This is a genomic window from Aquimarina addita, assembly GCF_039539305.1.
In the GTDB taxonomy this organism is placed as follows: domain Bacteria; phylum Bacteroidota; class Bacteroidia; order Flavobacteriales; family Flavobacteriaceae; genus Aquimarina; species Aquimarina addita.
The window spans coordinates 1-21,531 of record NZ_BAABCW010000021.1 but is presented as its reverse complement, the minus strand read 5'-3'; the positions used below and the strand labels follow the sequence as shown (position 1 = coordinate 21,531).

Sequence of the window (21,531 nt, the reverse complement as noted above, 5' to 3'; positions counted from 1 at the left end):
TATCTTTGACTACTGATGTACTAAAAAGCGGAATAGATTGTATCATGATATTCATAGTAGAAAATAGCAGCGCAAAAGAATTGAAATCTATACTCAAGTTGTAGCTTATGGCTTTAAGTTCATTAAAAATCCGTTAGATTTGTACTTAAACATATATAGTATAAATACTTTATCTTTTTTATCCATTAGTATATGTTACTATAAAATAACTTGAATAGAACAAATCAATGACAAATAAATTATTTGGAGCTCATTACTACCAAACTCAAACACCTAGTATATTCGAAAGTGATTCTAACCAACTGTATTTTTTCACATCCTTTATTGGTAACCATACAATTGATGTAGAGGTAGGAGATTGCATATACTTTTTTGACAAGGATTTAAGGTTTACCCAAATTAAAAAAGGTCCATGCACGATTCAATCAATTCATTTAGCTACCGTGATTCGTGGATATATGCACCCTGAAGCTTCAATATCATTGCAAGGAGTAACTACGTTACCTTATGTAAATGGATGTTCTACGAAACAATTATTTCCTCCTGTTAGATTGGGTGATCCAACATTACAATATTTAAAAATGCCTCCTTTTAGTAAAGAGCAAGAACATCATATTCATTCTACCTTTAGAGTTGTTTTAATTCTGGAAGGAACTGGAAAAAGTATTGTTGGAATTGAAAACAAAAATATAGTTACAGAATTAAAGCCAGGTTCGGTATGCATTCTTGAACCCATGTGTCCTCACCATTTCGAGACAGACACAGACACACCTCTCATTGCAATCCCCTTACATGTTTTCTCCTCTATCGGTAATATTGAGAAGAACCACCCTATGTTTAACGGCACGGTAATAATATAACATATGAATTACGAAAAAATTGATAAGACGATTCATACATTTCTGGAAGAATTTAATGAAATGTGTAGAACAGAAAGAAGAGATTTTTTAATAAGAGAAAGACTTGTTAATTATGAGTCAGGTTCATCTATTAAAAAATATAATGTAACCTATAGAGTAAAGCGTAAACAAAACACCTGGACTATAGAAGCGGTAAGTAATGGGTTCTGGATATTCAGGAGAAAATTTTTACTTCTAAAGATTACTCCAAAAAAAAATAATTTAAATTTTACCGGACTCTATACCACTTCAATTCGAGATTTTGAAGAGTCATTGTTATCACAAAAACTGAAAGACTATTTGAATACTTGTAAAAAACTGCCTCACAATGCCTTTGTCAGATCTTAATAACACTTACTATTTATCAAAAAAGCAATTATTTAATAATAGAAGACTTAAGAAAAAAGTAAACCCTATCTATTTAAAAAGTTGTGCTTTTTTTGGAGCAACTTTAATAGATCGCACAGCAACTTTAGACGCGGGAATCAATTTTAATATATTGGATAAAATTCCTCAAAAATTAAACAAAAGGCAGACATTTACACAAATTTGTGAGGATAGAGCACGTCGTATCATTAATTCTACAGAAGGAAAAATTAAGGTGCTATGGTCTGGAGGAATTGATTCTACTGTAGCACTCATAGCATTGATTAAAGAATTAAGATATATCAATAGAATTGATCGATTAAACATTCTACTTTCAAAAGAATCGATTATAGAATATCCTACTTTTTTTAATGATATTATTGATAATAAATTAAATTTTGAACTTATAAAAACCTCTATTTTTGACCATATTCAATCAAATGAAACTATCGTAACTGGTGAACATGGTGATCAGTTATTTGGTAGTGACAAGCTTAAATACCCAATTATCACAGGCGATGCTTTTATGCCTTATGAAGATATTTTAGAGTTTATTATCTCCAGAAAACTAGGTACAGACAAATTTACCCAACAAATCATTGAATTTATAGATCCTGTGATCAAACAATCTCCTGTCAAAATACTATCTCTATATGATTACTTATGGTGGTTAAATTTTTCTCTAAAATGGCAAACGGTATCGATGAGATTAATTCACGGACTTGAACGGACTCATAACGACTTAGAAAAGAATGTTTTTCATTTTTTCAAAAGCAATGACTTCCAAATTTGGTCTCTTCAAAACCATTCTTCAAAAATTAAAAAAGAATGGAATAGTTATAAATATATTGCGAAAGAATTTATTTATGAATTTCATATGGACAAGTTCTATTTACAAAAAAAAGAAAAAGAACAATCTCTAAAAGAAGTACTAGTCCATCAAAGTAATTTTTCTATTTTAAAATTTCCAAAAATACTTTTCAACAAAATAAAAAACACTCAATATTTTGTATAAATCATTGCTCCTATCTGGATGCAGACGAATCATAAAATAAAGATTAAAATTCACGTCAGAACGCCTTATTACTAAATAATAATGTAAGCTTACAATAAAACTGGAGACGAAATCATTTACTAAACTATAACGAAATTTTCTATCGATTGAAGATAAAGGTTGTTGAGGAAATTTTACTTAACTAGGAAAACCTCCCGATACTCCCACACTTTTTGACAATAAAGAATAATAAAAACAATAGTGACTATCAGCTTCACAAAAGTTCCAGCGAGAAACCCCAAAAATGAACCAACCGCAGCTTTTAATGCTCTGGAAGAATCATTAGCATCTTTCATTAGTTCGCCTAAATAAGCTCCTGCAAAAGGTCCTATAATAATACCAAAGGGTCCTAATACAAATAATCCAATTAGAAGCCCTATAGAACTACCAATCATTCCATATCTTGAACCACCAAACTGTTTTGTCCCCCAGGCTGGTACAATATAATCCAATATCCATACGAATACAGAAATCCCTAAAGTAATTCCCAGAAACGTCCAGTCTTGTGGGATAACACTGGTAAGATGAAGTAACAATAATCCGGTCCAAGAAGTAAAAGGCCCCGGAAGTACCGGCAGAAAACTACCTATAATACCAATAAAACATAAAACTAAACCTATGATTACTAAAGCTATATCCACTTTCTTTTTTTATTATTTGACGCCATATTATTCTAAACGTTACATTTTTCAACTAAAAAATTAGTTGAATTAAAAAATAATTCTATATTTGCATTCAACTAATTTTTTAGTTCTATTAATGTAGAGAGTGATTCTGTTAATTCACAAATCATCTAAATCATTCGCATTTATAAACAAAATGTACACTAGGAAACCAGTTTTATAAAAATAACAATTTATGTTTCATTACCTACTTCAAACCATCATATATCAACTTCTTTTCCTCGTTATTTATGATCTTTTTCATAAAAAAGAAACTTTTTTTAACTGGAATAGATTATACCTCCTCATGACACCGGTACTATCATTAGTACTCCCTTTTATAAAGATTGAAACTTTTAAAGCTTCTACTTCACAAATATATGTTACACGAATAGAAAGAGTACTTACCCAATCTTCTCAAAGTTTAGAAATTATTGGTACTACAGGCTCAGAACAACATCCAACCAATTGGTGGTTGATCGTATATCTTATCGGTGCTGGTATTAGTTTTTTGCTCCTGATATTGAAATTATACAAGCTTAAAATTCTAAAAAGCGTTTCTTTTCATGCGCATCTGGATAATAAAAAAATTAGTATCCTGCCCAATAGTAAGCAAGCTTTTTCATTTTGGAATACGATTTATCTTGGCGATACACTGGATGAAGATGAAAAAAAACAAATACTTGTACATGAACTGGTGCATGTAGAACAAAAACATTCATTGGATCAATTACTCTTTGAAATCCTCAAAATTCTATTCTGGTGGAATCCACTAGTCTATAATTACCAATCCAGAATTACTGTATTGCACGAATACATTGCAGATGCAGTAGTAATCACAACTATAGATAAAAGAAATTATATCGACCAATTATTAAATGCTGCTTTCCAAACACAGGAGATCACATTTGTCAATCAATTTTTCAATCAATCATTAATCAAAAAACGAATCATTATGTTACAAAAAACCAAATCCAAAACCATTTCAAAGTTTAAGTATTTATTCTTAATTCCAGTAATTGCAGGTATACTCGTGTATACTTCTTGTAGTGACGATTCTAATGAATCCGAGAATAGTTTAAAAAATGAAACTACTGTAGCAACTCAGGAAAAAACCATTACTCAAAATGATGTGGAAACAGCTTGTTTAAATAAAAACGCATCTTATGATTTTAACTTAGATAACTATCTTAGAATAGAAAATGGAAAAAATACCGAAGCGATTCTTAATATTGTAAATGTCGATACAGAAAAAATCGTAAGATCAGCGCATTTTGTAAGATCACAGATGTATTACTTAAGAAATATTCCAGAAGGAAAGTACCGCTTAGACTTTGTTTATGGCGAAGATTATGTAGAAGAAACCGTGAATGGAGTCTGTACAGGCTTCTTTAAAAATCTAAATATTACAGAAATTGGAGAAGATATTCTTGATTTTAATACTACCACATCAACTGAAGGGAAAAATGTTCCTTCTTATTCTTTAGAACTTGATCTCATACCATCAACATCATCTGATGATCAAGAAGAGCAACAAAACTATGACATAAATACAAATAGTGATGATATAGAAGAAAATAGTTCACTATCGGCGTGTCTTAAAGAAAAAGCAATCTATGACTCAACAATAGATAATTATATGAAACTCGAAATTGCTGATAATACCGAGGTAATTGTAGAACTAATCTCTGTAGAAAACTCGCAGAGTGTACGAACGGTACATCTCAAAGAAAACACTAAAACTGTTTTAAAAAACATCCCTGAAGGAAAATATAAAGTTCATATTCAATATGGAGAGAGCTATGAAGAAGTAACTACAAACGGAATGTGCAAGGTCAGATTTAAAAACCAAATAGCATCAGAAATAGAAGATCATGTTCTTGATTTTTATGTAACTAAAACACCTGATGGGAAAAATGTGCCATCATATTCTTTAACACTTGATATCGCAGAAGTGAATTAATACAGTAAAAAGTGAATTTGATCCAAAAACATGTCCATCTTTGTATTCATAAAGACAGAGATGTTTTTGGATTAAGTTCATATCAGTACATACAATCGTAACAGAGAATTATGAAACAACTTACTAAAGCAGAAGAGGAAATTATGCAACTCTTATGGGAATTGGAAGAAGGTAATGTAGCTGCTATTATGGATATGATGTCAGATCCTAAACCCGCCTATAATACTGTTTCAACGATCATAAGGATCTTAGAAAACAAAGCATTTGTCTCTCATCGTAAAGAAGGCAAAGGCTATATTTACTTTCCAATTATTAAAAAAGAAGAATACAGCAATCAATCGCTTAACAAACTGATGAATAATTATTTTAATGGGTCGTTTAGAAACATGGTTTCATTTTTTGTTAAGAAAAATGATATGGATGTTAATGATTTAGAAACCATTCTTAAAGAAATCAATAAAGAAGGGAAATCTGACTCTTAATATGACAGATAAAATATAATGATCGGACTATCAATACTTATTACGCAGAGTATCATTTTCGGATTAATTCGTCCATAAAACAAATAAAACAGTCTTTATGTTAAATTAAAATTAAGTTTTCATCAAAATTAATCGGTTACTTTAAAAAATAAAAGTAATTTTGTGAGGTTATAAATTACACTACTTAATTAACTAGTAATTGATTACACAGATCACCTCACAGAAATGAAACCAAACAGGAGTAAGATACTATCCGCTATAACTATTTTTTTGCTTATTCCATGCGTTCTGTTTTCACAAACAGAAACAATAAAAGAAAGTTCTGATATTGATAGTGCTGAAGTTTCTCCTATTACATTTTTGCAGTATAAAGAAATTCTTGATAATATTTATGAAACAAGAAAGAACGACTTACATCAAATATCTGAAGCTCAAATACAAATCATAAAAGAAGAATCAAACAATCAAATTCTTACCAAAGAAAATAGTATTCTCAAATATAAAAGCGAAAAAGAACGTTGGCATATTGCAGCTCTTTCTCTCGGATTAGCAAGTTTTATGCTTATCGTAATTGCTATTGTATTATATCAAAGACATCAGAGAAATTCTAGACACTTAGAGAAATTGAGGGAAAATGAACGAAAAATACTAGATACTCATATAAAAAACAGAGAAGAAGAATTCTTAGCTACTATGATGTTTGTCAATGAAGGATTAAGTAAACTATCTACCATAAAGCAACAACTATCCACTGCTATCAAATATCAAAATAAACCCGAAATCGAAGATGCAGAAAAACGCTTGGAACATTTTATATTTTCTACATCTAATCTGGGTATTCTGAAAGATAGAATTGAGTCTAAATACCCTGGTATCACGGCTAAGATAAATACTACGTATCCTGATTTATCACTTACAGATATAAGACATTGTCTTCTCATTAATCTGAATATGTCTGTTAAAGAATCTGCCCAATTACTCAACGTTTCTACAACCTCTGTAAAAATAGCAAGAGAACGTGTAAAAAAGAAAATCGATATTCCGAACCATATATCTTTAAAAGATCATCTCCAAAAAATTATTGAGTAATCTATTTTCTATTATGGTTATTAATTTGCTCATTATGTCGATGATATGAAACCAATATATCATATATGGAAAATTGTATTGTTTTAACTACTTTTGAAATCAATAAATTTTAGTTTTAATATTATTTTATCTGGATATGCAGCGCTGGATAACTTATGATCACTCTTTGATGAATAAAAATATATGTTATATACTTGGATTCGTTTTTACCTTATATTCTTGTGATAATTTTAAAGGTATAAAAAAGGAGAATCGCAATGAGATTCTAAAAGAAAAGTGGAGTGAAATTGATACAAATCAAGTAGAGCAACCTCCTTTATTCTCATCCTGTATGGATCAATCAGATGAACTATTAGAAACCTGTTTTCAGCAAACGATTATTAACCACATAACTTCTCAATTAGCTGAACATATCATTTCTGTAAAGGATCCCATCAACGATACTATATGGGTACCACTACTTATTACAAAAAACAGAGAAATCATTTTAGAAGACTTCTCCGTACCTGATATCATAACTTCACAAATTCCTGATTTTAAATCCATCATACGTAAAAGTATAGATAACCTTCCTAAAGTAGAACCAGCGCATACACGAAGTACTGATGTCACAACGCGTTATAAGCTTCCATTGGTAATTCTTATGGATTAGATACTTTTACTGAAGCCTAATTGTGTAGCTTTGTAAAAACTTATTCTTTGGAAAATGAAAAAATAATATTAGGTATTGATCCTGGCACCTCCATCATGGGGTTTGGGTTAATTAAAGTTGTTAAAAAGAAGATGGCATTCTTACAACTTAATGAACTACAATTAGGAAAATATGATGATCACTATCTTAGATTAAAACTTATTTTCGAACGTACTATTGAACTTATAGATACATACCATCCAGATGAAATCGCAATAGAGGCTCCTTTTTTTGGTAAAAATGTACAGTCTATGCTTAAACTGGGGCGTGCCCAGGGAGTAGCCATGGCGGCAGGACTAAGCAGAGAGGTTCCAATCACAGAATATGCTCCAAAAAAAATAAAAATGGCTATAACTGGCAATGGTAATGCCAGTAAAGAACAGGTGGCTAAAATGCTTCAAAGTTTATTAAAACTAAAAACACTCCCTAAAAATCTAGATTCTACTGATGGATTAGCAGCAGCAGTATGTCATTTTTATAACATGGGACGCGCTGATATTGTGGGTAAAAGTTATACCGGATGGGCTGCTTTTGTAAAACAAAATGAAAAAAGGGTAAAAAAATAGAGACTAATTCACGATTTTTGATTTCCGAAATATTTTCGAAATCATATTTTTATCATTCTAAAAACTAATCCTATCAGCGGAATCTACATCCATATCCCATTTTGCAAACAGGCATGTCATTACTGTAATTTTTATTTTTCGACTTCACTAAAGAAAAAAGATCAAATGATATTTGCTCTTTGTAACGAAATAAAATTACGCAGAACAGAAATTGACGATCACGAGGTTATTAAAACCATCTATTTTGGAGGAGGAACGCCCACTGTATTAGCCACAGAGGCACTACGATTTATTATTGATACTATTTATGAGACTTACTTAGTGGCAGATGATGTAGAAATTACTGTAGAGGCAAATCCGGATGATCTTACAGAAGACAAAATAAAAGCACTAGCTGCCAATAAAATAAATCGACTAAGCATTGGAATTCAATCTTTCTTTGATGAAGACTTAAAACTAATGAATCGTGCTCATAATGCAAAAGAAGCAGCTGATTGCTTATTCATAGCAACTCAATATTTTGAAAACATTACCGTCGATCTGATCTATGGAATCCCTAATATGTCTCTACAGCGCTGGCAGGATAATATTAAACGAGCTCTTAATTATGGAATACCTCATATTTCCAGCTATGCTCTTACCGTCGAACCGCGAACTGCTCTGAAAAAATTCATTGATAAAGGACTCATACCACCAATAGATGATGCGCAAGCAGCAACACATTTTGAAAAGCTGGTAGCAACCTTAGAAAAAGAAGGATTTGTACATTATGAATTATCTAATTTTGGAAAACCTGAATATTTTAGCAAAAATAATACCGCCTATTGGCAAGGCAAAAAATATCTTGGTATAGGTCCCTCAGCACATTCTTATAATGGAAAAGAAAGAAGTTGGAACTGTGAAAACAACACCAAATATCTGGAAGCTTTACAAAAAAATGAACTCCCTAGTGAGATTGAAAAGCTAACGACCACTGATAGATATAATGAATATGTTATGACAGGATTAAGAACCATATGGGGTGTTTCTTTAACCAAAGTAGCAACCGATTTTGGTGTTATTCGTAAAGAACACCTGTTAAAACAAGCTCAAAAACATCTGGAAGAAGGCCTCTTGCATCTTCATGAAGAGACCCTATTAGTGACTAAAAAAGGAAAGTTTTTAAGTGATGGGATTGCAAGTGATCTTTTCTTATTAAATTTAGAGTAAATTAGTATTGATCAATCCTTGAATAATGCCAGAAAAGTATGATACCATAGGAAGAGGCTATAATACCACAAGAAAAGCAGACCCATATCTTTTTAGCCAACTATATGCGCTACTCAATCCCTCTAAAAATGGAACCTATGTAGATATAGGATGTGGTACTGGCAATTATACTAAGCAATTCGCTAAAAAAGGATATTCATTTATTGGGATAGATCCCTCTAAAAAAATGTTACAAAGAGCAGCATTTGATAAAAATTCTGTACAATGGAAAATCGGTAATGCAGAAAATCTAAACCTTCCGTCAGGTTCTATAGATGGTATTATTGCAAGTCTGACTCTTAACCATTGGTCTAACCTTAATACTAGTTTTGCATCCTTATCCCGTATATTAAAACAAGAAGCTCGCATTATAATTTTTACCGCTACTCCTGAGCAAATGAAAGGATATTGGCTCAATCACTATTTCCCAAAAATGCTGGAAGATTCTATACAACAAATGCCTTCTCTTTCTATCATTAATAAACACCTTAGCACTAATGGTCTTATGATAGAACAAACAAAAAAGTATGAAATCAAATCAGACTTAAAAGATTTGTTTCTATATGCAGGAAAAAATAATCCTGTATTATATCTAAAATCGAAAGTAAGACAAGGTATATCCTCTTTTTCCTCACTTGCTAATGCTCCGGAAGTCGAAAAAGGTTTGAAAACACTAAAAGCGGATATCAATTCTGGTAAAATCAATCGGATTATTAAAAGCTATGAACATACTAGAGGATATTATCTTTTTTTAATCATTAAAAAAGTTATCTTATAAATAATATGATCACACACATAAAACATCAGGAAAACACCTATACAATTAACCTCTTACAACCATTAGATATCTCCATTCCATTACGAGCATCTTCTGAGAATGTAAATGCCTGGTATCTATCTCCACCTACAATCGAACCTGTTACCAATGGAGATTGGATAGGTAAAGTTTCTGAAGGAGCATCTACCAACTTTAATAATATTCTTTTTAACCCTCACGCACATGGAACACATACAGAATGTGTAGGTCACATCACTCCAGAGTTTTATAGTGTCAATAAACTCTTAACGCAATTCTTTTGTACAGCAGAAGTCATTAGCATACAACCAGAAAAGAAGGAAAATGATCTTATCGTGACAAAAAAACAAATCCAAACAGCGATCCGATCAAACCCGCAAGCTTTAATCATTCGTACACTTCCTAATACTATTAAAAAATGTGACAAACAATATTCACATACTAACTGGCCATACCTCACAGAAGAAGCTGCACATTATATAGCTGAACTAGGAATTAAACATTTGTTAATCGATCTTCCATCTGTAGATAAAGAAAAAGATGATGGCAAATTATTAGCTCATAAAGCATTTTGGAAGTATCCGGAGCACACTCGATTTGAAGCTACGATTACCGAAATGATTTTTGTAAACACTCACATTAACGATGGCGAATATATACTCAATCTTCAGATTGCATCATTTGAAAATGATGCCTCTCCTAGTAAACCAGTTTTGTATAAAGTCTTATCTTCTGAATGACAATACTAAAATCAGAAAAAATTGTAAGGATTACTTTCTTAAAGTTACAGATAAAATTTACTCTCAACAGAAATGCTAAAGCCCATAATATATTAATTCCATACCTATAAGAATATCATACTTGTTATAACAAATACTGAACAAAGTCCATGCCTTATTAGCATTATAGGCTTTAGTTTAATAGAGTAATGCGAAATTCATTATTGGAGCCTATTGTTACAGTACCATCTTCATCATTAATGTTGAAACCCTGAATACCACCTTTAGGTGTAAGATGATAATACCAACTACCATAAAACAAATCTGACTGTCCATAACTATATTCAGTTACTGTAAATTTTTGAGAATTCCCAAGATCATCTCCATTAAACAGTAAACTATTTGCATCACTATCATATGTTAAATATTTTCCATTAGAAGCCCTTAGCGCAAAATTCCCTAATCCGATAGGTATAAATTCAAATTCTTCCCAAGGCCCTACTTCAGTACGGTTACAGGTAATTGATTTACTCCCGTTTTCAGAACTTACATACAGACCATTATCACCAGTAATTGAAAATAATTTAGGAGTTGCGACTGGATACATAGTACTCAATCCTTTAATATCCCTAAAAGACAAAGAAGTACGATTGGCTGAAAAAGAAGTGCCATCTATTTTTCTCATAGTTGCTTGTCCATTAGAGGTAAATGCAAAAGAATCATACAGCATAATACTATTAAAATCAAAAGCTGAATACTCATCTCCATCTAAATTTTGCGCTACATAGGTTTGAAAATTATGTTCTTGCCCGGAAATAATATTGTCAAAAAAAACTTCTATATACTCATCTCTATCTGCCCTACTTTGTTCGTGCCACAAACCAACGGCATGACCAATTTCGTGTATAATAGAGCCTGCACTGGAACAATTTACAGAAATATAATTAGAATGTTCTGCCTCGTCAATATATCCCACAGTAGAAGAACATCCACCTCCATCGTAAAATATAAGTGCGTATGGATCTGTTCCATCGGTTTCAACAAATCTAAGGTTCGTAAACAATTCTACATGCCGTATTGCTTCTTTGATATAGGCTTCATACCCTGACTCTATTATATATGGAACCGTATTATCAGGCCAGCGATTACCAATCTTTCCTACACTTTTTTGGGCACTACCACTATCGTCATTATCAAACAATGTTTTAAGAAACATTTGGTCTCCAATAGCATAGTATTCATTTCCTACATCTTCTACCATAACCATGGTACCATTAAGATTTACTTCTACCAATTCTTCTTTATCTACGGATACAATATCGCTTTCCTTGGAAACTTCTTCTATAACTTCATTCTCACAGGAAGAGAACATAAGACCTATTGTTAAAATAAAAACATAAATAGGTTTAGTATTAACAGTAATATACATAATTTGTGATTTTGGTTAATAAATTTAAAACTAAACTTCACATACCTTAATTGCCTTAATACTTATAAACTTTAATCAAAATTTTCTTAAAAACTACTAACTTTATTCAATATGATCTTATTTTTCTATGGATCAATATTCTTATCTTTACCTTATGGAATTAGTATTTATTGGGTTGCTGGGAGGAGCAATTGTATCATATTTTATCTTTGCCCGATTTAGCGCTCTTAGAAAAAAATCATCAATACAGACACAATCACTCGTACTGATGGAAAAAATAAAGAGTGTTTGTAAACTGGTTACTGTAGAAGGTGACTTTGCAGAAATCTATCATTATGAAGGTGTTAAAGAAAAGTTTTTTAATTTACTTAAAGGAAAGAAAAAAGCATTGATTCTTATTGATGCAAAAGCATATGTAGGTTTTGATCTTTCTCAGGTAAAATTAGAAAGTGACACCCGAAAAAAGAAGATTATAATCACACAATTCCCAACACCAAAATTACTCTCTATAGAAACTGATTTTAAGTATTATGATAAACGAGAAGGGTGGCTCAATCCTTTTACCTCAGCAGATCTCACAGAAATAAATAAAGAGGCAAAACAATTTATTATTGATAAAATTCCGAAAAGTGGATTGATCGAATCTGCCGGAAAAGAATTACTAGATACCATTGCTTTGATGGAAACCGTTACCCAATCTATAGGGTGGACATTAGATTACTCTTCTCTAGAAATTAAAAGCAGCACAGAGCAGAAGAGTATAGACTAAATAAAGCCTTGTATCCTTTAATAAAAATAAAGAACTGAGTTAAAAAATATGAGTATTCTTATCTCCACAGATAATAAGTTACTGGACATTGATTGTATTCATCAATTCTTAACCAACTCTTACTGGGCAGGAGGAAGGTCTAAAGAAGAAGTAGTTAAAAGCATCGAAAATTCCTTGAATTTTGGTATATATCTTGATGGTAATCAGATAGGATTTGCCAGAATCCTTACGGATTATACTGTTTTTGGCTACGTAATGGATGTGTTTATTCTAGAAAAATTCCGTAGAAAAGGTTATGCACATCAATTAATGAAGGCTATTATGAATCATAAAGATTTGCAACAAATCCAGCGATGGATGTTAGCTACAAAAGATGCTCACAGACTATATCAGCAGTTTGGGTTTGAACCCATTCCTGATCCCAGCATGATTATGGGGAAGTTAATTTCTTAAATTAAAAAAATGAATATTGAAACATTTAGAGATTATTGTTTAGCTAAAAAAAGAGTGACAGAAGAGTTTCCTTTTGATGAAACAACATTAGTTTTTAAAGTAATGAATAAGATGTTTGCATTAACAAGACTGGATACTATTCCGTTTAGTGTTAATTTAAAATGTGACCCAGATAAGGCAATAGAACTACGAGAATACCATCCAGAAATTACACCTGGATATCATATGAGTAAAAAACATTGGAATACTGTTAACTTTTCTGACGGTTTAGCGACTGATATGTTATTAGAATTAATTGACCACTCTTATAACCTGGTTGTAAGTGGCCTGACGAAAAAAATGCAGCAGAAATTAAAAAATAGTTAACCTTATATAAAAATGTGATAAAAAACAAAGAAGTTTCTGAATATATCTGTTCGCATATTAAAAAGTTTCCTTCTCTTTGTTATTTTATCCAAAAAATCAAATGAACAACCCAAACGAATTTTATAAATCACAGATAGAATTACATACTATATCACTAAAAAAAACGAAAAAACAATTGCTGTTTTCGAGTTCAATACGATTACTGTTGTTTTTATCAATCATTGCAGGGGTATATTTTGGCTACCCCAATAGTCAACTAATTATAGGCAGTATCGTTTTGGGTATCGTTGCTTTTCTTATTGTCATCACCAGACATAGCACTCTTGAGTATAGTAGAAATAAATTTCAGAAACTGATTGCATTAAATCAACTGGAATTAGACGTTTTTAATGATGATTTTAGCAAACTATCTACCGGAAAAGAATTTATTGATCCTATTCATCCTTATAGTCATGATATTGATTTATTTGGACATCGATCTTTTTTTCAATACACTAATAGAACCACAACTTTAGCCGGAAAAAAGAAGCTTGCAGCGCTATTAAAAAGTAATAATATTGACAAAATAGCACAAAAACAACAAGCCGTTAAAAACCTATCAGAACTACCTGAGTGGCGGCAGAACTTTAGTGCTATTGCTTCTTTAGCAGATGCTACCTTTCCTATACAGACCCTCACAACCTGGCTACAAAGTTATACTCCTTTTGTTCCTAAATTAATGAAAATCCTTCCTGCAATTGTCTCAGGAATTTCTCTTAGTATGTTGATATTACTATTCCTGGGCACCATCACTTTTTTACAATTTTTAATTTGGTTTTTTATTGGGCTTGCTATTACCGGAACACAATTAAAAAATATCAATGTATTATATAATAAAGCTAATAAAGTAAAAGACACTTTTGAACAATATTATAAATTGGTAGATCGTATAGAAAATATTGATTTTACTTCTGATCTATTGTCCAAAAAGCAACAAGAAGTAATTAACGAAAAAGAAAAAGCATCCGTTACTCTCAAAAAATTCGCTCGTATTCTTAATGACTTTGATCAACGCAATAACATGTTATTTGGTGTTTTAGCTAATGGTTTAATGCTTTGGGATATTCGTCAATGCTACCGCATAGAACAATGGATTGCTAGGAATACTGATAAAGTGGATCAATGGTTTGAAGTCATTGCTTTCTTTGATGCTTATAATTCTTTAGGAAATTTTGCGTTCAATAACCCTTCCTATATATATCCAGAACTAACAACACAAGGCACTATTCTTAATGCACAAGAACTAGGGCATCCAATGCTAAATCCCCATAAGCGTGTTGATAATGATATTACAATACTAAAAGATCAGTTTTTTATTATTACGGGTGCTAATATGGCTGGCAAAAGTACATTTCTTCGTACAGTGGCACTGCAAATAGTTATGTCTAATCTGGGGTTACCCACATGTGCAACATCCTGCACCTATAGACCAATTAAATTGATTACTAGTATGCGCACATCAGATTCTCTTAGTGATGATGCTTCTTACTTTTTCTCAGAACTTACACAGCTCAAAAGAATTGTGGATGCATTAGAACAAGATGAATATTTTATCATATTAGATGAAATACTAAAAGGAACTAATAGTAAAGACAAAGCTGCTGGATCCCGTAAATTCGTAGAGCGCTTGGTAAAAGCAAAGGCTACAGGAATCATTGCTACACACGATCTTAGTTTATGCGAGATTGCCACAGAATTAGATGAGGTAAAAAATCGGTTTTTTGATGCACAAATTATTAATGATGAACTCTATTTTGATTATAAATTTAAAGATGGAGTTTGCCAGAATATGAATGCTTCTTTTCTACTTACTAAAATGGGAATAGTGTAAAAAAATAATCGTAGTTATAATTTTGTTTACACAGTTCATTGGACACTCCTTAGAAAAACTATAAAATTCCAGTTTGCCTTTTGTAAAAAGCATCTTGTTGTTTTTGCATCAATTCCCTTGCAATTTTCTTCTTGTACTCATATAACTCATCCTCTTCTGAGATATCTCCGTAGACTCTATCATTAATCGTATGATCAGTTTCTAATAATATCTTACGTTGATTTGCTTTTTGAGTTACCCAGGTTTTGATCTCTCCTTCTCTATCTTCTAACTTAAAATCATATTCACCTTTGGGTGAAAGTAACTTTGCAAAGATTGGTGATGTTTCTATTGCCAGAAATAGTAAAAAAATAAAAAATGAAGGAAGCCAAGGTAATTCGTTTAGCGCTGTAACTCGAGCCATTAATCCATCAAAATTATCGATGATAGGCTGAGAAGTATTTACTTGATCATCATACTGCTCAGTTAACGCTGTTTTTTGAGTTTCTAAATCAGATATTTTCGCAGAATTTATTCGCTTTAGTGTTGCTAATTCAGTAAGCATAGCATCGTGCTTTTCTCTCTTTTCTTTATATACAGGTCCTTTACCAACTAGTTCAGTTCCTTTACGCCCCTCTGCTTCTGCTATATATGTTTCATATAAAGAATTTACTTCTGTTTCTTTATCGCTTATTTCCTTTTTCAAAGAAACTATTTCTGCATCAGTGGCTGCCATCGCCGGTGTAAACTGAGTAGCTATCTGTTCTTGATTGGCTAGTGTAAGATCATTCTTTTGTTCTAGCAAAACCCTATCAATTTCTTTTTCGAAAATTTTTAATTCTAATGGTTTTGAAATCACTATCGCGATAATGATGGCAAGTATAATTCTAGGAGAAGCTTGTAATAATTCATCAAGAAAATTATCCTTTTTCTTAATTGTTGAAACAATAAACCGATCCAGATTAAAAATTAGTATACCCCATAATAATCCAAAGAAAATTGCAGTAAAATAGGTATCAAAAACAGTATAAAGTGCATAACTGGCAGCTACAAAAGCCATTACAGCAGTAAAAAACACGGTAGCACCAATACCCGCATATTTGTTTTGTTCACCATTAGCACTATCTGCTAATATATCTGTATCAGAGCCAGAGCATAGAATAAAAAATCGTTTTAACATACTAGGGGGGAAGTTTTTTATTAATATAATGTACAACGCTGATTTACAGAATAATGTTGTGTAAAACAATACAAAAACCTCACTAACACGAGGTTTTTATTAAAAGAATAACAGGATTTATTATACTGCTAACTTCTTCTACTTTGTAGTGCTTTTAATTGAGCTTCCCGAAGGTTTTTTAAAGCATCTCGCCTTTTCTTCTCTGCTTTTTCTAATTCCTTTTCCGCTTTTCTAGCTTTTTTCTCATACTTCTTACGATTTGCATCATAATGTTGCATTTCTTCATGTGATTCGCGATGGATTGATTCCATTGCTTCTTGCGCCTCTTCTCTTGCTATCTCTACCTGTTCTCTTGCTATTTCTCTTGCAATCATAGCATGTTCTTTTATTTTTTCTGCTTGTTCTCTTGCCATGATTCTGGCTTCATCTATCCGTACTCTTGCCATTTCTCTGGATACAGCAACGTGTTCTCTAGCTATTCTTCTGGCTTGATCTGCCACTTCCATTGCTGATTTTCTGATGTTTGCTATTTCTTCTCTGGATAAGTACATTCTAGCGTCTTCTATTTCATTTTCTACCTCACCTATCATGGCAATTTCTTCTCCATTAAGTTCTTCTATTTCTACTTCAAACTCATACCTATCATCCTCTTCTATCTCAGGAGGAGACGGAGGAACAGGAACTGATGGAGGTTGTATTTCATTTTTCCCATTTTTTGTTTTTGGCAAAGGAGGTGGTGGTGGAGGTAATGGAATATTTTCTTCTATTTCAGGAACTTCTGGTACTGGTGGTGGTTCAGGGAGATCAGGAAATGCTTCTGCTCTAGCTCGCTGCTCAGGACTCATCGCATCGTATATGGCTTTCATACGACTATATGCCGTAATTCTAATTTGTTTATTATTTTGAATCTGATCTGTGGCATCCTTTGCCCAGATATTATATGCTTCAAAATCTTCCTTAGTCACACCATCTTGTAAACTTAAGGTTTCAACCTTTTCATCTTTTTCCCTTTCTTCTTCCTCTTTTAGTACTATAATCAAAGGATCCTCTACTATAGAATCTAATAGATTAGTATACAGTTCTTCGGTAAAAGAATTATCTATCTCACGAGCTATTATTTTATGATTAAAAAATAATACGCATAGAATAAAAACAGGAATACATGCGAATAGCTTTACCACTACTCTTTTTTTTGAATTTTTTTTTGTCATCATCTGTAATCGTTTTTTTGTTAATGAATAATTAATAGGACTCGATAATTCAGCTTGATTAGTGCTGTTAGGATAATTAAGGAGTAAATTAAAATAGCTGTGTATTGAAAATTCTTGTCTCAATACATTTCTGTCTGCAAGAAACTCATGGTTTAATTTTATAGATCTTTTCAAGAAAACAAATAAGGGATTAAACCAAAAGATTACTTGTAGCACTTCTACAAACAGTATATCTAAAGTATGCTTTTGTAATACATGTGTCTTTTCGTGAAGTAAAACTTCTTCAGGAATTGTTTTGTCCAGAAAATCTTTCTTAGGGACGAAAATATAACTAAGAAAAGTATGTGGAACGATTGAATTACTCAACAAGACATTAATATGTGAACGTTCTTCTAACCTTTCATTGGTCTTTATTTTTTTAGAAATATCTGTAATATTTCGAATAAATCGAAAACCAAAAATCAAAACTCCAATTCCATACATACTCCACAAAATGATGGGTAAATAATTAATAGGCTTTTCTACATCAATAGCAGTTGACTCTATTAATAAAGGATCCGAAATTTCTGAAATAGCCTCTGGTTGAGCAATCACTTCAACTTGATAAGTTAATGTAATTAGAGGTATTATTAATGCAAAAATCATGCTGGATAATAAATAAAACCTCTTTATAAAGTGAATATTTTCTTTTTCCAAAAACAACTTATAGAATGCCCATAAAAGCATCAAGCAAAGTGATGATTTAATTATATACGCTATCATTTTTGTTTCTTTAAAAGTTCTTCATCGACAATCTTTTTAAGTTCCTCTAACTCTGACGTTGATAAATTTGTTTCTGAGGTAAAAAACGAAGCAAATTGTGATGCAGAGTTATTAAAAAAGTTTTTAATCAACCCATTAACGTGTTTTGAGAAATAGTCCGTCTTTTTTACTAAAGGATAATACTCTCTTGATTTTCCGTATAAGGTATAATCTATAAATCCTTTATCTGTCATTCTTTTTAATAAAGTAGCAACTGTAGTTGTAGCAGGTTTTGGTTCTGGAAAAGAGTCTAATAGGTCTTTCATAAAAGCTTTCTCCAGTTTCCAGAGGTATTGCATCAGTTGTTCTTCTGTCTTGGATAATTGCATTGCTCTACATTGCTAGAATTAACTCTACAAATGTAGAATAAAAATTCATAATAACAAATTATTACTACAAAACCTTTTTAATATGCTACTACTTATAGAAAATCATTATTAAATGTCAAAGAAATCATTGATCCAATCCCTTACTATCTATAAAAACAGATAGTACTGCAAAAAACAATCCTCCTATTAAAAACTCACTACTATACGGCCAATGCATCACTTTACAAAGAACTCCTATACTAATCCCTACTGCCGCAAGTGTATAAAAAAGATAAGAAATTATAACTGATTTTGAGGTTTCCTTAGTCTCTAAACTGTCTTCTTTATATTTAAAAATTTCTATGGCGTAAAAAATAATAAACCCTAGCAATGATAGATACATCCAAGTGGCAAATACGTATTGATATGGCCAATGAAAAACGCTAAAGCTATACTGAAAGATAAAAGATATGATTAATGAAAGTCTTGCGTAATCAAGCATTCTCTTTGGTTTTTTAAAATAAAATAGAAACCAGCAAGAACCTATGACCCCTACAAAACCTGTGATCAAAACACTCATGGCAAATGGCCAATGCATTATTTTAAAAAGAATTTCTACTATAATTACTGCGATACTAAATCTAAGAAAAATCTTTGTAAATCTCTGATAGTTAACCATTCGTCTGTGCTATATGCGTTAGGGATAGTAGCGACATCCTTTCAATTTTGTACCCTCAGACAAAGGGTACAAAATTAAAAGATATAGTGGATAGACCAGCCCCCGATCCAAAATTGGGAGGCAACGCGCTAACTCTTTGTACTCAATTCTGTAAAATATTTATAAAACAACGGGATGGTTTCTATACCCTTTAGGTAATTCCAAACGCCAAAATGTTCATTGGGTGAATGGATCGCATCACTATCTAATCCAAATCCCATAAGAATTGTCTTACTTTTTAATTCTTTTTCGAACAAAGCAACAATAGGTATACTGCCTCCACTACGCTGCGGAATTGGTGTTTTTCCAAAGGTATCTTCATAGGCTTTACTGGCTGCCTGATATCCTATACTATCAATTGGAGTTACATATCCTTGTCCTCCGTGATGTGGAGTAACTTTTACAGTTACTGCCTCTGGTGCAATACTTTCGAAATGATTCTTAAAGAGCTCTGTTATTTCTTTCCAATCTTGATTGGGCACTAAACGCATCGAGATTTTAGCGTATGCTTTACTTGCAATAACCGTCTTTGCTCCCTCACCAGTATATCCACCCCAAATTCCATTTACATCTAATGTCGGACGAATTGAGTTACGCTCATTAGTTGTATATCCTTCTTCTCCATATACTGCATTAATATCTAATGATTTTTTATAAGCATCTAGTGAGAATGGTGCTTTTGCCATTTCTGCACGTTCTTCTTTAGAAAGGTTTTCTACTTTATCATAAAAACCAGGGATTGTTATATGATTATCCTCATCATGTAATGAAGCGATCATTTTAGTCAAAATATTAATTGGATTTGCTACCGCTCCTCCATACAATCCACTATGTAAATCTCTGTTGGGTCCTGTAACCTCTACCTCAACATAACTTAACCCTCTTAATCCTGTGGTAATGGAAGGAACATCTTTTGCGATCATACCAGTATCACTAATAAGAATTACATCATTCGACAATTTTTCTTGATTTCTTTCTACAAACCAGCTTAGACTATTACTTCCTACCTCTTCTTCTCCTTCTATCATAAATTTAACGTTACAAGGAAGTTGATCTGTCTTAGTCATGAGTTCCATTGCCTTAACGTGCATAAACATCTGTCCTTTATCGTCACAAGAGCCTCTGGCAAAAATCGCACCTTCTGGATGTAATTCGGTTTTCTTTATTACAGGCTCAAATGGAGGGCTATCCCAAAGATCAATTGGATCTGGTGGTTGTACATCATAGTGGCCATATACTAAAACTGTAGGAAGATTAGCATCTATCATTTTTTCACCATATACTATAGGGTATCCGGGAGTTTCACAAATTTCTACATGATCGCAACCTGCGTTTTGAAGGCTTTTTTTGATTTCACCAGCGGTTTGTATTACATCTTTCTTATATGCTGAGTCAGCACTTATTGACGGTATTTTTAGTAATTCTAAGAGCTCTTGAATAAAGCGATCTTTATGTTCCTGAACGTATAATTGAGTATTTTGCATGGAGTTAAGTTAATTTTTGGTCTAAAAATAACGAAAATGATATGATTATAGTGGTTATATCTATTAAACTATAACAAGTAAATATTGCTACATAGCTCTATGGTATGAATTCAATAATTAACAAAAAAAATAATTGAAGTTCTTTGTGATTCGCAACTATTGTTTATATTTGCACTCGCTTTTATAGAGAGTCCTAAGTTCTATAAAATTATAAAGCGGGCGTGGTGGAATTGGTAGACACGCTAGACTTAGGATCTAGTGCCGCAAGGTGTGGGAGTTCGAGTCTCCCCGCCCGCACAGTAAAAGAGGCTGTCTAAAAAGTAATTTAGGCAGTCTTTTTATTTTGTATATTTTCAGATTTTAATTGTTGATTGTAAATTTTAGCGAAGATTTATGGGATTTTATAAAAGCAAGTTAGCTTTTATAAG

22 protein-coding genes and 1 tRNA gene are annotated in these 21,531 nt (G+C 32.1%); 16 read left to right on the top strand and 7 right to left on the bottom strand.

The features are described from left to right. The first annotated feature begins 227 nt into the window (after nt 1–227). The 3 genes from ABD816_RS18610 to ABD816_RS18600 are packed head-to-tail and all read left to right on the top strand — an operon-like array spanning nt 228 to nt 2,280. On the top strand, nt 228–860 hold the full coding sequence (locus tag ABD816_RS18610; RefSeq protein WP_344929960.1) for a cupin domain-containing protein: 633 nt from the start codon (nt 228–230) through the stop codon (nt 858–860). A 3-nt stretch (nt 861–863) separates the two neighbouring features. Further along, complete coding sequence (locus tag ABD816_RS18605) at nt 864–1,247, top strand: hypothetical protein (protein WP_344929959.1); 384 nt, start codon at nt 864–866, stop codon at nt 1,245–1,247. Then, the gene (locus tag ABD816_RS18600) at nt 1,228–2,280 is read left to right on the top strand and encodes a hypothetical protein (protein WP_344929958.1); all 1,053 of its coding nucleotides are present in this window, start codon (nt 1,228–1,230) and stop codon (nt 2,278–2,280) included. Before ABD816_RS18605 ends, ABD816_RS18600 begins: the two co-directional genes overlap by 20 nt. A 173-nt stretch (nt 2,281–2,453) precedes the next feature. Here ABD816_RS18600 and ABD816_RS18595 read toward each other — a convergent pair whose 3' ends face one another. Continuing rightward, the gene (locus tag ABD816_RS18595) at nt 2,454–2,960 is read right to left on the bottom strand and encodes a DUF456 domain-containing protein (protein ID WP_344929955.1); all 507 of its coding nucleotides are present in this window, start codon (nt 2,958–2,960) and stop codon (nt 2,454–2,456) included. A gap of 217 nt (nt 2,961–3,177) precedes the next feature. Here ABD816_RS18595 and ABD816_RS18590 point away from each other — a divergent pair, with 217 nt between their 5' ends. The 8 genes from ABD816_RS18590 (at nt 3,178) to ABD816_RS18555 (ending at nt 10,556) form a co-directional block, all read left to right on the top strand. Further along, complete coding sequence (locus ABD816_RS18590) at nt 3,178–4,944, top strand: M56 family metallopeptidase (protein WP_344929954.1); 1,767 nt, start codon at nt 3,178–3,180, stop codon at nt 4,942–4,944. Nucleotides 4,945–5,054: 110 nt separating this feature from the next. Further along, nucleotides 5,055–5,426 carry a BlaI/MecI/CopY family transcriptional regulator gene (locus ABD816_RS18585; protein WP_344929953.1) on the top strand — a complete coding sequence of 124 codons (372 nt, stop codon included), beginning with the start codon at nt 5,055–5,057 and terminating at the stop codon, nt 5,424–5,426. Between the two features lie 225 nt (nt 5,427–5,651). Next, nucleotides 5,652–6,515: a hypothetical protein gene (locus ABD816_RS18580; RefSeq protein WP_344929951.1), complete on the top strand. Its 864-nt coding sequence runs from the start codon at nt 5,652–5,654 to the stop codon at nt 6,513–6,515. 169 nt (nt 6,516–6,684) lie between these two features. Beyond that, complete coding sequence (locus ABD816_RS18575) at nt 6,685–7,167, top strand: hypothetical protein (protein ID WP_344929949.1); 483 nt, start codon at nt 6,685–6,687, stop codon at nt 7,165–7,167. Between the two features lie 47 nt (nt 7,168–7,214). After that, on the top strand, nt 7,215–7,772 hold the full coding sequence (gene ruvC, locus ABD816_RS18570) for a crossover junction endodeoxyribonuclease RuvC (RefSeq protein ID WP_344929946.1): 558 nt from the start codon (nt 7,215–7,217) through the stop codon (nt 7,770–7,772). A gap of 45 nt (nt 7,773–7,817) precedes the next feature. Next, a complete protein-coding gene (gene hemW, locus ABD816_RS18565) occupies nt 7,818–8,981 on the top strand; it encodes a radical SAM family heme chaperone HemW (protein WP_425549128.1) in 1,164 nt (387 codons plus the stop codon). 25 nt (nt 8,982–9,006) lie between these two features. Further along, a complete protein-coding gene (locus tag ABD816_RS18560; RefSeq protein ID WP_344929944.1) occupies nt 9,007–9,798 on the top strand; it encodes a class I SAM-dependent methyltransferase in 792 nt (263 codons plus the stop codon). A 5-nt stretch (nt 9,799–9,803) separates the two neighbouring features. Next, on the top strand, nt 9,804–10,556 hold the full coding sequence (locus ABD816_RS18555; RefSeq protein ID WP_344929943.1) for a cyclase family protein: 753 nt from the start codon (nt 9,804–9,806) through the stop codon (nt 10,554–10,556). A gap of 172 nt (nt 10,557–10,728) precedes the next feature. Here ABD816_RS18555 and ABD816_RS18550 read toward each other — a convergent pair whose 3' ends face one another. Then, nucleotides 10,729–11,964: a M12 family metallopeptidase gene (locus tag ABD816_RS18550; RefSeq protein ID WP_344929941.1), complete on the bottom strand. Its 1,236-nt coding sequence runs from the start codon at nt 11,962–11,964 to the stop codon at nt 10,729–10,731. Nucleotides 11,965–12,118: 154 nt separating this feature from the next. Here ABD816_RS18550 and ABD816_RS18545 point away from each other — a divergent pair, with 154 nt between their 5' ends. From ABD816_RS18545 to ABD816_RS18530, 4 genes are all read left to right on the top strand, one after another. Beyond that, nucleotides 12,119–12,733, top strand: coding sequence for a DUF4230 domain-containing protein (locus ABD816_RS18545; protein ID WP_344929940.1), 615 nt, complete (start codon nt 12,119–12,121; stop codon nt 12,731–12,733). 48 nt (nt 12,734–12,781) lie between these two features. Continuing rightward, nucleotides 12,782–13,186 (top strand): GNAT family N-acetyltransferase, encoded by a 405-nt coding sequence (locus ABD816_RS18540; protein WP_344929938.1) that lies wholly within the window; start codon nt 12,782–12,784, stop codon nt 13,184–13,186. Between the two features lie 9 nt (nt 13,187–13,195). Further along, on the top strand, nt 13,196–13,552 hold the full coding sequence (locus ABD816_RS18535) for an MmcQ/YjbR family DNA-binding protein (RefSeq protein WP_344929935.1): 357 nt from the start codon (nt 13,196–13,198) through the stop codon (nt 13,550–13,552). A 100-nt stretch (nt 13,553–13,652) separates the two neighbouring features. Further along, a complete protein-coding gene (locus tag ABD816_RS18530; RefSeq protein WP_344929934.1) occupies nt 13,653–15,422 on the top strand; it encodes a MutS-related protein in 1,770 nt (589 codons plus the stop codon). Nucleotides 15,423–15,480: 58 nt separating this feature from the next. Here ABD816_RS18530 and ABD816_RS18525 read toward each other — a convergent pair whose 3' ends face one another. The 5 genes from ABD816_RS18525 to ABD816_RS18505 form a co-directional block, all read right to left on the bottom strand. Further along, nucleotides 15,481–16,581: a DUF4407 domain-containing protein gene (locus ABD816_RS18525; RefSeq protein ID WP_344929931.1), complete on the bottom strand. Its 1,101-nt coding sequence runs from the start codon at nt 16,579–16,581 to the stop codon at nt 15,481–15,483. A 128-nt stretch (nt 16,582–16,709) separates the two neighbouring features. Continuing rightward, a complete protein-coding gene (locus tag ABD816_RS18520) occupies nt 16,710–18,437 on the bottom strand; it encodes a M56 family metallopeptidase (RefSeq protein WP_344929928.1) in 1,728 nt (575 codons plus the stop codon). Between the two features lie 113 nt (nt 18,438–18,550). Beyond that, nucleotides 18,551–18,922: a BlaI/MecI/CopY family transcriptional regulator gene (locus ABD816_RS18515; RefSeq protein WP_344929926.1), complete on the bottom strand. Its 372-nt coding sequence runs from the start codon at nt 18,920–18,922 to the stop codon at nt 18,551–18,553. A 124-nt stretch (nt 18,923–19,046) separates the two neighbouring features. Further along, entirely contained in the window at nt 19,047–19,499 is a 453-nt protein-coding gene (locus ABD816_RS18510) for a hypothetical protein (RefSeq protein WP_344929925.1), read from the bottom strand. Nucleotides 19,500–19,708: 209 nt separating this feature from the next. Further along, nucleotides 19,709–21,103 carry a dipeptidase gene (locus ABD816_RS18505; protein ID WP_344929923.1) on the bottom strand — a complete coding sequence of 465 codons (1,395 nt, stop codon included), beginning with the start codon at nt 21,101–21,103 and terminating at the stop codon, nt 19,709–19,711. Between the two features lie 215 nt (nt 21,104–21,318). On the opposite strand from ABD816_RS18505, the gene ABD816_RS18500 reads away from it, so the two are divergent. Next, nucleotides 21,319–21,400 (top strand) — tRNA-Leu (locus tag ABD816_RS18500). Nucleotides 21,401–21,531: the final 131 nt, after the last annotated feature.

What these genes read in the sequence shown, in the direction of transcription:
- ABD816_RS18610 (WP_344929960.1), top strand. Translation starts at nt 228, where the DNA reads ATGACAAATAAATTATTTGGAGCTCATTACTACCAAACTCAAACACCT.
- ABD816_RS18605 (WP_344929959.1), top strand. Translation starts at nt 864, where the DNA reads ATGAATTACGAAAAAATTGATAAGACGATTCATACATTTCTGGAAGAA.
- ABD816_RS18600 (WP_344929958.1), top strand. Translation starts at nt 1,228, where the DNA reads ATGCCTTTGTCAGATCTTAATAACACTTACTATTTATCAAAAAAGCAA.
- ABD816_RS18590 (WP_344929954.1), top strand. Translation starts at nt 3,178, where the DNA reads ATGTTTCATTACCTACTTCAAACCATCATATATCAACTTCTTTTCCTC.
- ABD816_RS18585 (WP_344929953.1), top strand. Translation starts at nt 5,055, where the DNA reads ATGAAACAACTTACTAAAGCAGAAGAGGAAATTATGCAACTCTTATGG.
- ABD816_RS18580 (WP_344929951.1), top strand. Translation starts at nt 5,652, where the DNA reads ATGAAACCAAACAGGAGTAAGATACTATCCGCTATAACTATTTTTTTG.
- ABD816_RS18575 (WP_344929949.1), top strand. Translation starts at nt 6,685, where the DNA reads ATGAATAAAAATATATGTTATATACTTGGATTCGTTTTTACCTTATAT.
- ABD816_RS18560 (WP_344929944.1), top strand. Translation starts at nt 9,007, where the DNA reads ATGCCAGAAAAGTATGATACCATAGGAAGAGGCTATAATACCACAAGA.
- ABD816_RS18555 (WP_344929943.1), top strand. Translation starts at nt 9,804, where the DNA reads ATGATCACACACATAAAACATCAGGAAAACACCTATACAATTAACCTC.
- ABD816_RS18550 (WP_344929941.1), bottom strand. Translation starts at nt 11,964, where the DNA reads ATGTATATTACTGTTAATACTAAACCTATTTATGTTTTTATTTTAACA.
- ABD816_RS18545 (WP_344929940.1), top strand. Translation starts at nt 12,119, where the DNA reads ATGGAATTAGTATTTATTGGGTTGCTGGGAGGAGCAATTGTATCATAT.
- ABD816_RS18540 (WP_344929938.1), top strand. Translation starts at nt 12,782, where the DNA reads ATGAGTATTCTTATCTCCACAGATAATAAGTTACTGGACATTGATTGT.
- ABD816_RS18535 (WP_344929935.1), top strand. Translation starts at nt 13,196, where the DNA reads ATGAATATTGAAACATTTAGAGATTATTGTTTAGCTAAAAAAAGAGTG.
- ABD816_RS18530 (WP_344929934.1), top strand. Translation starts at nt 13,653, where the DNA reads ATGAACAACCCAAACGAATTTTATAAATCACAGATAGAATTACATACT.
- ABD816_RS18525 (WP_344929931.1), bottom strand. Translation starts at nt 16,581, where the DNA reads ATGTTAAAACGATTTTTTATTCTATGCTCTGGCTCTGATACAGATATA.
- ABD816_RS18520 (WP_344929928.1), bottom strand. Translation starts at nt 18,437, where the DNA reads ATGATTTTTGCATTAATAATACCTCTAATTACATTAACTTATCAAGTT.
- ABD816_RS18515 (WP_344929926.1), bottom strand. Translation starts at nt 18,922, where the DNA reads ATGCAATTATCCAAGACAGAAGAACAACTGATGCAATACCTCTGGAAA.
- ABD816_RS18510 (WP_344929925.1), bottom strand. Translation starts at nt 19,499, where the DNA reads ATGCATTGGCCATTTGCCATGAGTGTTTTGATCACAGGTTTTGTAGGG.
- ABD816_RS18505 (WP_344929923.1), bottom strand. Translation starts at nt 21,103, where the DNA reads ATGCAAAATACTCAATTATACGTTCAGGAACATAAAGATCGCTTTATT.